This is a genomic window from Rhizobium sp. BK661 (genome assembly GCF_024808825.1).
Taxonomy (GTDB): Bacteria; Pseudomonadota; Alphaproteobacteria; order Rhizobiales; family Rhizobiaceae; genus Rhizobium.
On the sequence record NZ_JANTYT010000032.1, the window covers coordinates 35,957 to 47,572 of the forward strand.

Genomic DNA, 11,616 nt, shown 5'->3' on the forward strand with positions numbered 1-11,616 from the left:
TCAGTCGCTCCTGGATTGACGCGGACGTTAGGCTGGGTCTTGTGAGTACACGACCTAGTTTGCAGTAGCCGCCTCGAGAGGGGGCGTCCCCACACCTTTGCCCAGGTGCGGGAGGACCTCCCGGCCGATCTCCTCCAGCACCTCGCCCGCATCGCGCCGACCATATTTGAGGTTGAGGATGACGTGATTGACGCCAGCGCTGGCGAGTTCGTTCAGGAAGTCGAGCATGAAGTTGCGGCCGGCTCGGAATCCGAGATGAATTGGCCGAGGCGGCTCGGCCGGCTCGTCGGCCAGGTCGACATAGAGCGACTGCACGAAGGGCTTGAACACACCAGGCGACATGACCTCCACCGCTGCGCGCCATTTCGCGACCAGCTCCGCCTGCCGTGCGAGGTCGCGTGGATAGGTGATCCAGCCGTCCGCATGCTCGGCGATCCACTCAAAACTCTGGCGGCTCGAACCGGTGATCAGGATCGGCAGGCGAGAGACGGGTTTGGGCACGAGGTCCGCCGTTCCCATCAAGGCGCCATAGCTCGACTGGACGCTTGGAAATTCCTCCATGAGCACCCTGCGGATCGTCGACAGGTTCTCGCGAAAGAGGACGTCGCGCTGGTGCCAGTCGACACCGAATGCCGGAAACTCAACGGGGCGATCGCCGGATGCGACGCCGAGGACGAATCGCCCGCCCGTCAGTTGATCGACCGATGCGGACGCCTTTGCAGTATGGAGCGGGTGGCGCAAGGGGAGAATGATCGATCCGGTCGCAAGCGCGATCGTCGAGGTATGCGCAGCGATCCAGCCCAGCCACACCCACGGATCGTGGATCTGTCCCAGATCTCCGAAATTCGGATCTCTCAGAGGCACGTCTCGTGTCCAAAGGCCGGCAAAGCCGAGTTCCTCGGCGCGCCGGGCAAGACGCGGTTGATCGCGGATGCTGGGCTCGTCCCTCTCGAAAGCCTCGATAGGGAAGAACACTCCGAGCGATAGCCGGCCAAGCGAGAACATGCCCCGGAAGCCGGCGGAATCGCTGATGGACGCATCTTTTTTGGCTTTTAGCATGATGCCTCATTCTGGACGAAGAGCACATCGCGGCCATGACAACGGTCAATTTTTCACGGAGCGAGAGGGGAAGCTGTGCCAGACAAGCCGGGCCATGCTTTATTTCTCCAAATTCGGCGATTTACCGTGATCTCTGTATCGGGTGCGGCGCCCATCCACGGTGCCGCAATCCCGCAATCAAGTTCGTTCGCCCTCGAAGAGGAGCTGGATCAAAGCCTCAAGTCCATTGTCGGGGGGAGCATCGGTCTCCGGTTGCGAAAACGCTGGTTCAACCATAACGATTCTCCACGTATTAGGGCTATGCTTCGTGGATAGTCGAACATAGGACGCATAGTCTCTCCAGCCATCGACCGGGGAGAAGTTGCCCAAATAATGGACATTCTCTTCTTGATTGTTCAGTCCGCAGCCTACCAGCAAGGCGGCGCGAGGATTGCCTCCTTTGGCGCGAACCGAATAAGCACCATCCGCGCTTGGCGCGCAGGCGACCCGGTCGTCCGACTGCCGTCGCATCGGCACCATATGGTCACAACAACTGCGGCTCTATGCAAGCGCCTTCGCCTCCGGAAGTTGGATGCTGCCTTTGCTCGCAAGGACGCCGCGCGGAGATGCGCGCTGCTATTGCCTGCGCCAGGCTTCCTAGCCGACAGTAAAATCTAAGGCTACATCAACCAACCTGCAGGTTGATTGGCACAAGTATGCGGCCCCGCACCTGACCATCAAGGAATTTAGGTGCCATTGACACAATGTCAGAGAGGTGGACCTCCGTTGTCATTCCATCGAGTTTCGCCATATCGAGTTCCTGCGCCAGTCGTTGCCAGGCGGCCAGTCTCTGGGGTTTGGGACACAAAACGCTGTCGATCCCGACCAACGTCACAGCGCGCAAGATGAAGGGCGCGACGGTCGTGGGGAGTTCCATCCCACCAGCTAGTCCGCATGCGGCGACGACACCGCGATAGCGCATCGAAGCCAGTACATTGGCCAGCACCACTCCGCCTGCCACGTCGATGGCTCCTGCCCAACGCTCCTTGGCCAAGGGCCGGCCGACCTGTGTGAACTCAGCCCGGTCAATGATAGAGGTGGCACCGAGGCCGGTGAGATAATCCGCTTCGGTCATCCGCCCTGTAACGGCAGCAACGCTATTGCCGCGTGAGGCCAGAAGCATGGTTGCAATACTGCCGACACCACCGGCCGCGCCGGTTACCACCACCTCTCCGCTGTCCGGCAGCACACCGTTGCGCTCGAGCGCCATAACGCACAACATCGCGGTGTAGCCGGCCGTCCCTATCGCCATGGCGTTCCGCAGACTGACCCCTTCTGGCAAAGGCACGAGCCAATCTCCCCTTACGCGCGCCCTGACCGCCAGCCCACCCCAATGCCGCTCTCCAACGCCCCAGCCGTTCAGCACGACCCGATCGCCCGGCTTAAAGTCGGAATGGGAATTTTCAGCCACGACACCCGCAAAATCGATCCCCGGCACCATAGGGAAGCTGCGAACGACCGGCGAGGCGCCGGTGATCGCTAAGGCATCCTTGTAGTTCAGGGTCGACCACGCGACGTCCACCAACACGTCGCCTTGTGGCAGTTGCGCGGTCTCGACCTTGGAAACACCGGCTTCCTGCCCGCTGTCGGACTTTCTGATCAAGACGGCGTCAAACATCTGAGGCTCCCATTTCTGGATTTCTTTTTTCCTACGCAACTTTCTTGGCGTCGGATGTCGAGTAGACGACTTGCGCATTGACCATGGCATGAACCGCCTGGGGAAGCGTCAGCACACCTGTGACCTGACCGTCGCCATCGACGACGGCGATCTCGCTTGCCCCGGCCAGCGTCATTGCTCTTGCCGCTTCCTCCAGCGTCGCGCCGGCCGGCACCGAAATCTTCAGCTCGCCGGACGAGCCGTTCGGCGCGGTGGCGACAGTCTCAACTTTGATGACCCGCGCGCGGTTCACTTCCCGGACGAAGCTTGCGATGTAGTCGTCGGCCGGGTTCATCACGATATCCTGCGGCGTCCCCTGCTGCACGACTTCCCCATCCCGCAAGATCGCAATGCCGTCCCCGAGCCTCAGCGCCTCGTCCAGATCATGGGTGATGAAGACGATCGTCTTCTTGATCTCCTTCTGCAGGTCGAGGAGCACGGTCTGCATATCGACGCGAATGAGCGGGTCCAGTGCGGAAAACGCTTCGTCCATCAGCAGGATCGGCGCATCGTTCGCCAGCGCACGGGCAAGACCGACGCGCTGTTGCATGCCGCCGGACAACTGATTGGGATATTTGCTCTCAAAACCTTTCAGCCCGACCCGCTCGATCCATCGCATGGCGCAGTCGACCTGCCGGTTCCGTGGCGCCCCTTGTATCTCCAAGCCATAGAGGGTGTTTTCGAGGACGGTGCGGTGCGGGAGAAGCGCAAACTTCTGGAACACCATTGCCGTCTGATGCCGACGGAACTCACGCAATTGCGCATCGTCCATCTTGACCACATCCTCTTCACCGATGACGACTTCACCAGACGTCGGATCGATAAGGCGATTGATGTGGCGAATAAGCGTGGACTTTCCCGATCCGGAAAGGCCCATGATCACCTGAATGCCACCCGCAGGCATGGAGATGTTGATGTCTCTCAGGCCAAGAACATGACCATGTTTTTCGTTCAGTTCCGCCTTCGTAACACCCTGCTCAACGAGCTTTACGCAGTCGGCGCCATTTGGACCGAAGATTTTGTAGAGCTTTTTGATTTCGATGCCGAAGCCGCCAATTTTCTTGTTACCCATGGACCACCTCCCGGTGCTTTTGAAGGCGCACGCCGAAGGCCTGGCTGACGCGGTCGAAGATGATCGCGATGCCGACGATGGCAAGGCCGTTGAAGATGCCGAGCGTGAAATACTGGTTGGAGATCGCCTTCAGAACCGGCTGGCCCAAGCCCTGCACGCCGATCATCGAGGCGATGACCACCATGGCGAGCGCCATCATGATCGTCTGGTTGATGCCGGCCATGATGGTGGGCAGCGCCAGCGGCATCTGCACGTTCTTCAGCTTCTGCCAGTTCGACGAACCGAAGGCATCGGCCGCCTCCAGCACATCCTTGTCGACGAGGCGGATGCCGAGATTGGTGAGGCGGATCATCGGCGGGATGGCGTAGATGACCACGGCGATGAGGCCGGGCACCTTGCCGATGCCGAGCAGCATGACGACCGGGATAAGATAGACGAAGCTCGGCATGGTCTGCATGACGTCTAGGATCGGGTTGATGACGTTCTGCACCCGGTCGGAGCGCGACATGGCGATACCGCTGGGAATACCGACGACGATCGAGAGCACCGTACAGACGAAGATCATCGAGACCGTCTTCATCGTGTCGTCCCACATGTCGAAATAACCGATGAGCAGCAGTGTCACGACCGTTCCCGCGACGATCTTCCAATTGCGGCTGGCGAACCACGCGACGGCGGCGATCAATACCAGGATGATCGGCCAGGGCGTCTTGGTCATGAAGCGCTCGGACCAGATCAGAAAGTGCTGCAGCGGCTCGAAAACTGCTTCAAGACCATCGCCATAGGCCCGCGTGAACCCGCGGAAGCCTTCGTCGATTGCCTTCTTGAGATCACGCAGAGACGCGTCATCCATGTGCGGAAAGCTAAACAGCCAATCCAAAATCTATCCTCCTCGATAACAGCTAGCGCATTCTGGACGCGCTGCAGCGTCTTGAACGAGTTCAAAGCGCCGCTTTGATCTTCTCGGCTGCCTCAGGCGATACCCATTCCTTCCACATGGCCTCGTTCTCTTCGAGGAAGTGTTTTGCGCCGTCGTCGCCGCTTGCCTGGTTGTCGGTCATCCAGGCCATCAGCTTGTTGACGGTTTCGTTCGACCAGGCGCGCTTGTGGAGATAGCCCATGACGTCCTCGCCGGCGCCGTCGGAGAACGGCTTGGTCACGAGCGTCTGGACGGTGTCCCTCGGCCACTCATTCTTTTTCGGGTCGGGGCAATCCGCGACGGTGTTGCAGCGCTTCCACTCGGCCGCTTCGTGCGGCACGCCATAATCGAGCTTGACCATGTCGTACTTGCCGAGAAGCGCGGTCGGGGCCCAGTAGTAGCCGACCCAGCCTTCCTTGCGCTCGTAAGCCTTGGCAATCGAGCCATCGAGGCCGGCAGCCGAACCCGTGTCGACGAGCGTGAAGTTTGCAGCTTCCCCGCCATAGGCCTTGTAGAGCTGCGCGGTCACGACCGTGCCGCCCCAGCCCTGCGGGCCATTGTGAATGGCACCCTTCGATTTGTCTTCGGGATCCGGGAACAGCTCCGGATGCTTAAGGACATCATCGATCGTCTTGATATCCGGATGCGCGTCAGCAAGGTATTTCGGCATCCACCAGCCCTGCACCGCGCCGTCGGTCAGGACGGTCGATGCAACGACGAGCTTTCCGTTTGCAACGCCAGCGTTGACGACATCGGGAAGAAGATCGACCCATCCTTCGGGCGCGATGTCGGGCTGGCCCTTCTCGGTCATCGACGTGATCGTCGGGACCGTATCGCCCTGTATGATTTCGGCATTACAACCGTAGCCCTCGGTCAGGATGAACCTGTCCAGACTGGCGAGCACTTCCGCGCTCTGCCAGTTCATGCTGGCGATGGTGACGTCGCCGCAATCCGCAGCCTGCGCCGAATTGCCAAAGGTCAGCATCGCCGCTGCAAGGCATGTCGAGGCAAAGAGTTCTTTCATGGCACTTCCTCCCTATGTGCGATGTTGAAATTGCAGGCCCGCCAACGCCATCGCATATCTTGGCGGGCTGCGAGCAGCTTCGGTATCCTCCTCAGAACCCGAAGCCGCCGTTTTCTGCTAGCTCGGCAGATATTCCTCGCTCCAGGTCTCGCTGATCGCACCGGAGGCAATCAGCCGATCGATCTGGGCGTCGGTGTAGTTCAGGGATTTCAGTACGGCGCGTGTGGACGCCCCGTACTTCTCGGCCGGCGCGACGGCCGTGACCTTGCCGACCGTCGGACGAATAGCGAAGGGATCGAGCTGGGTGACGGTGTGGCCACTCGGATGGTTCGGGAAGATCGAGAAGGAATAGCTGCCACGATCGATCCCCGGCGTAGCGTCGGCAATGCGGGCGCTGCGGCTCCGGACAGTTTCGATATTCTCGCAAAGCGATACGCCGATATCGGCTTCCTGTAGCCGCTGTTGCCAGGTCTCAGCGGATGCAGTCATGAAGGCCCGCGAGAGGTAGGCCTCGCGATCCGATGCCGCCATTTCCGGTATGCCCTCCAACCCTTCAACCTTGCGGAAGCGCGGCAGGTCGGCTTCCGAAGCGCACAAGAGAAGGTGATCCCCTGACGCCGTTTCGTACAGCCGCGACAGGGCATGATAGCCCTTGGTTTCGCGTCCGGACGGCTCGTCGAAGGGACCGCGCCCGGCGTAGTCGTAGCAGAACGGTATCTGCGCGAGGCCGGTCAGCGCCGACAGCGACGTGCGCGGGCGGCCGACGATCCCGGTTCTGGATTTCTGGTAGAGGGCGGCGGCAATGCCGAGCGCCGCACCGAAGCCGCACATGACATCGATGGTGCCGACATGGGCATGTTCCTCCGGCGTTTCCATCGATCCGCCGAAACGCAGCATGATGCCGGTCGCCGATTGAACGAGGTCGTCATAGCCGAGATAGTCGGTGCGCGGGCCGGTTCGCACGCCGCCGAAGCAATCGAGCTGGCAGAAGATCGCTTGGCGGTTGAGCACCTTCAGGCTTTCGGCGTCTAGCCCCATCGCCTTGACCTGCCTGTCGGTGGCATTCCAGACGACGACGTCGGCGGAGCGCACCAACTCCTCGAAGACGACGCGGCCATCGGGCGAACCGATGTTCAGCAGCAAGGACTGTTTGCCACGCATGTGCGACATGCCGAAGATCACGGTGTTCCAACAGTCATAGAGCGGCTTGGCCGGGTCAATCTTGACCACCTCTGCGCCGAAGCGGGCGAGATAGGCGACCGAATGCGGGCCGGCGATCACGTTGCAGAGATCAAGCACCCTGACGCCATCCAACCAGCCACCGGGGGCGTCGGTCGGAACCGGTAAGGAAGGGCGTTCCATCTCCGCAAGCATCGCCAAGGCGTCCTTGGCCGTCCCCCAACGCCGCGGGCGTGGCGCAAGCATGGCTTCGGCGCTCTCCTGTAGCCAGGCCATCGGCCCCGGCTGGGTCATTTGGCCCAGGATCGGATCGTCAACCTCGATCATCAGGCCGGCGGCCCTGGCGTGATCGTCGGCGATCCATTCCTTCAGCCAGCGCTGCGGCGCACCCGGAAACAGCCCTTCCCCGAAGACGCACTCCCATTCGGCCGCCGTCCTGGTCAGGAAAACCTCCTTCATGCGGGCCGCAATCTTGTCTGCCCAGAATTTCGGAAGCGGATAGACGCCGAGCGAAACGTCCGACGACCATTGCGACACCGGCAGATAGGTGTCTTCCTCCTCGCGCAGTCCTTCAGCAACCAGTTCGTCGTAAATGCCGAGGGCTTGCAGGCAGCGCTTCGCATGGTTCTTGTGGCTGGGGCAGACGACGTAGAACATGCGCCCGTCGGCGCACACATAGCTGCGATAAAAGGGATCGAGGAACTCCTGGAGGGCGTCATAGGACATATCCATCGGCAGGCCCTCGCTGCGCCGCCGTTCGATCTCCCGCTCGCGCTGGGTCTGGTAGCGCAGCGGATAGTCGTCGATCAGGATGGAATTGTAGGAGAGGCCCTCCATCACCGCGCTTGCCAGCGGCACTTCGATGTGGTCGCCATGACCCGTGCGCTCCCGCGCCTGAAGCGCCAGCACCGTTGCGGACGCTGCAAGCATGGTGCCGTAGGCGGAGGACAGCGGCAGTGGCGAGAAAGACGGGTTAATGCCCATCAGGACGCGATTGAGGCCCATATCCGTAAAGACGCCGGACGAGGCCGCGATCACCGTCTCAAAGGCCCGCCAGTCGCGACGAAGCTCATCGTCGGAGGCGAAGCCGGGAATCGACAGGGTGATCAGTTCCGGCCGTGCTTTACGCAATTCGGCAAAATCGATCCCGAGTCGGGCAAGCACGCCAGGGCGGAAATTCTCGACGATAATATCGGCCTCGGCCACCAGCGCTTTCGCCTCATCCAAGCCCTGCTGCGATTTGAGATCGAGGGTGACGATCACCTTGTTGCGGTTGAGGATGGCATTGGCAGGAGTGTCCCAGAGCGGACCACCGGGCGGATCGACATGCACGACGGTCGCGCCGAGATCGCCAAGGATCATGGCGACGGCCGGGCCGGCGATATATTGCCCGAAATCAACCACCCGAACGCCGGAAAGTGGAAGCGCGGAACGTGCGATCGATGTCATTGCTCTTATCTCCCCAAGACTTTTCTATGCGCGCGCATCGGCGACGATCCAGCCGGCCGCCTTTTCGGCGATCATCAGCGTCGGTGCGTTGGTGTTGCCGCTGGTGATCTTTGGCATGACGCCTGCGTCGACGACGCGCAGGCCCTCGATGCCGCGCACCCTGAGACGGCTGTCCACCACTGTCATCGGATCGTCGTCGCGGCCCATCTTCGTCGTCCCGACCGGATGAAAGATGGTGTTGGCGATATCGCCCGCCAGCCGCGCCAGTTCCTCGTCGCTCTGGAACTGCAAGCCGGGCTTCCATTCCTCAGGCTGGTATTTTGCAAGCGCCGGCTGCGACACGATCTTGCGCACTTGCCGCAGGCTCTCGGCGGCAATTCTGCGATCCTCTTCCGTGCTCAGATAATTCGGCGCAATCGCCGGGGCATCCGACGCCTTGCCGGAACGAATGCGCACGTTTCCGACGCTGGCCGGGTTGAGATTGCACACACTCGCGGTGAAGGCGGGTAAGCTGTGCAACGGCTCGCCGAAGGCGTCGAGGCTGAGAGGCTGGACGTGATATTCGAGATTAGCGTGGGCCTGTCTGTCGTCCGACCGGGTGAAAGCGCCGAGCTGCGAGGGCGACATGCTCATCGGGCCGCTGCGTTTCAGAACATATTCGAGCCCGATCATCGCCTTGCCGAATAGGCTGTTGGCGAGCGTGTTCAGCGTTTTTGCATTGCCGACCTTGAAGACGGCGCGGATCTGCAGATGGTCCTGGAGATTTTCCCCGACGCCCGGCAGGTCATGCACAACCTCGATGCCATGTCGCTTCAGCAGTCCGGCGGGGCCGATACCGGACAGTTGCAGGATTTGCGGCGAGCCGATTGCGCCGGCGGACAGGATGACCTCCCTGCGGGCACGGACCTCCGCGCTCTGCCGTTGGCGTTGGACCACGACGCCAGCGCAACGCCTGCGGCCGAAACCGTCGGTTTCCAGGATCAGCCGTTCGACATGGGATTGCGTCCAGACCGCCAGGTTTGGGCGGTTCTTCGCGGGGCGCAAAAAAGCCTTCGACGTATTCCAGCGCCAGCCGGAGCGCTGGTTGACCTCGAAATAGCCGACGCCTTCGTTGTCGCCGCTGTTGAAATCGTTGGAGCGCGGAATGCCGGCCTCGACGGCGGCCTCTGCAAAGGATTCGAGGATATCCCATTTGAGCCGCTGCTTCTCGATCCGCCACTCGCCGCCGTGGCCGTGCATGTCCGAGAACCGGCTGTTGCCGCCAGTCTTCGGGTCCTCACCGTTGTCCAGCCGGTAATGATCCTCATGCGCCTTGAAATCAGGCAAGCAATTCTGCCAAGACCAGGCGTCATCGCCGGTTGCCGCCGCCCAGCCGTCGAAGTCGCGGGCCTGGCCACGCATATAGATCATGCCGTTGATGGAGGAGCAGCCGCCGAGCGTCTTGCCGCGCGGGTAGCGCAGCGAGCGCCCGTTCAGGCCAGCGTCGGGCTCGGTCTTATACAGCCAGTCGGTGCGCGGATTGCCGATGCAATAAAGATAGCCGACGGGAATATGAATCCACGGATAGTCGTCCTTGCGGCCGGCCTCCAAGAGAAGCACCCGCATCGCCGGATCGCGGCTGAGGCGGTTGGCAAGCAGGCAGCCGGCGGAGCCGCCGCCGACAATGATGTAGTCAAAAGCATGCTGTGTAGATAGCGAAGCGTTACGCGTCATTGTGCTGCCCGCCCGTTCAGACGGAACCACCCACACTCATAAGCTTCGACATCCTGTCGCTGCATGCCAGCCTCCCTGCCTACATCGTTCAGAGCCATAGCGGAGGTGCGGTCGGAAAATCCAATGACAAATAATAGAAGGCATTATAAATGAAACTAATATGCTGCAATCGGCCGACCTGAGAACATTGAGGGCATTCGTCACCGTGGCGCGGGAGGGCAACGTCACCCGCGCCGCGGAGCTATTGCACCTCACCCAGCCGGCCGTGACGCTGCAACTGAAACGTCTTGCCGCAGAGACCGGCCTCTCCCTGTTCCGACGGACTTCCACGGGTTTGGAGTTGACGCAGGAGGGCGCGCTGCTGGCTGCCAAGGCCGAGCAGGTGCTGGCGGCGCTGACGGATTTCCGCCAGACAGCCGGGCATCTGGCAACGCGCGTGCGGGGCAAACTCCGGATCGGCACCATCATCGACCCGGAGTTCACGCGACTGGGCGCGTTTCTGAAGGCGCTGATCGAAAACGGACCGAGCATTGAGACAACATTGCGACATGGCATGAGCGGCGATGTGCCGGAAGGGCTTCGGCGGAATGAACTGGATGCCGGATTCTTCCTCGGAGACCCGAGGGACTACGATCCTATAGTCGAGCTTTCTGACGAAACTGCCACCAAACTGTTTTATGGCAAGGAACTGGCACAACTGACCTATCGCGTCGTTGCCCCGCCGTCGCTTGCAAGCTTCGTCCGTGGTGCGGATTGGGTACAGTTGGCAGCACTGCCATGGATCGGCACACCGCCCGCCTCGGTGCATAACCGGCTGCTGGCACGACTGTTCACCGATCTTGGCCTGCGTCAGAACATCGTCTCCCAAGTCGATCAGGAAGCGTCGATGGTCGCCATGGTCCGCACAGGCGTCGGCTTGAGCCTCTGCCGCGAGTCGATCGCCCTCCATGAACAACAGGCCCACGGGCTCTTCATCGCCGATGCGGTGAAAATTTCGACGACATTGAGCTTCATATGCATGGAAGCTCGTAAGGGTGATCCCACTGTTGTGGCCGCATTCGATGCAATCAAACGTGTTTGGGGTTAAGAACCTTGAATTTGCACAACATCTTTCACACGGCCTCGGAGCCAACCCCTCGGACTGGACGACGGGACAGGTAAAAACCCGATACGCTCTGGGTCTCAATCGTAGAGGACTCATGAAGTCCCGAGCGCGATATCGGCGGCGCTCGACCCTGTCTAAGCTGCAGCTTTGCCAGGATATTCGAAACGGCGTACGAGATCACCCACTTACCGCAGCGCGCCTTCAACCGCGCTTCCTGGACGATGCGTTCGATAAAGGAATGGCGGGGCATGGAGCGCTTGTGCCGTGCTGGATCGTAGTTTCGGCTATTTTTGGATACTGTAGCGTGGTTGCGGGGGCAGGATTTGAACCTGCGGCCTTCAGGTTATGAGCCTGACGAGCTACCGGGCTGCTCCACCCCGCGTCCTCAAGGTGAGGCTCC

8 protein-coding genes and 1 tRNA gene are annotated in these 11,616 nt (G+C 61.0%); 1 reads left to right on the plus strand and 8 read right to left on the minus strand.

Annotated features, from left to right (window positions below):
• Positions 1-54 precede the first annotated feature (54 nt).
• From FHX16_RS30075 to FHX16_RS30105, 7 genes are all read right to left on the minus strand, one after another.
• Positions 55-1,059: an LLM class oxidoreductase gene (locus tag FHX16_RS30075; protein ID WP_183758565.1), complete on the minus strand. Its 1,005-nt coding sequence runs from the start codon at positions 1,057-1,059 to the stop codon at positions 55-57.
• A gap of 664 nt (positions 1,060-1,723) precedes the next feature.
• A complete protein-coding gene (locus FHX16_RS30080) occupies positions 1,724-2,716 on the minus strand; it encodes an MDR family oxidoreductase (RefSeq protein ID WP_259131965.1) in 993 nt (330 codons plus the stop codon).
• A 31-nt stretch (positions 2,717-2,747) separates the two neighbouring features.
• Positions 2,748-3,827, minus strand: a complete 1,080-nt coding sequence (locus tag FHX16_RS30085; protein WP_259131967.1) for a glycine betaine/L-proline ABC transporter ATP-binding protein — start codon at positions 3,825-3,827, stop codon at positions 2,748-2,750.
• Entirely contained in the window at positions 3,820-4,707 is an 888-nt protein-coding gene (locus tag FHX16_RS30090) for a proline/glycine betaine ABC transporter permease (RefSeq protein ID WP_259131968.1), read from the minus strand. Before FHX16_RS30090 ends, FHX16_RS30085 begins: the two co-directional genes overlap by 8 nt.
• A 61-nt stretch (positions 4,708-4,768) precedes the next feature.
• A complete protein-coding gene (locus FHX16_RS30095; RefSeq protein WP_259131969.1) occupies positions 4,769-5,770 on the minus strand; it encodes an ABC transporter substrate-binding protein in 1,002 nt (333 codons plus the stop codon).
• A gap of 117 nt (positions 5,771-5,887) precedes the next feature.
• Positions 5,888-8,398 carry a CoA transferase gene (locus FHX16_RS30100; RefSeq protein ID WP_259131970.1) on the minus strand — a complete coding sequence of 837 codons (2,511 nt, stop codon included), beginning with the start codon at positions 8,396-8,398 and terminating at the stop codon, positions 5,888-5,890.
• 24 nt (positions 8,399-8,422) lie between these two features.
• Positions 8,423-10,111, minus strand: coding sequence for a GMC family oxidoreductase (locus FHX16_RS30105; RefSeq protein WP_183758554.1), 1,689 nt, complete (start codon positions 10,109-10,111; stop codon positions 8,423-8,425).
• A 160-nt stretch (positions 10,112-10,271) separates the two neighbouring features.
• Here FHX16_RS30105 and FHX16_RS30110 point away from each other — a divergent pair, with 160 nt between their 5' ends.
• Entirely contained in the window at positions 10,272-11,198 is a 927-nt protein-coding gene (locus FHX16_RS30110) for a LysR family transcriptional regulator (RefSeq protein WP_183864685.1), read from the plus strand.
• A gap of 323 nt (positions 11,199-11,521) precedes the next feature.
• On the opposite strand, the gene FHX16_RS30115 is transcribed toward FHX16_RS30110, so the two are convergent.
• A tRNA-Met gene (locus FHX16_RS30115) sits at positions 11,522-11,598 on the minus strand.
• Positions 11,599-11,616: the final 18 nt, after the last annotated feature.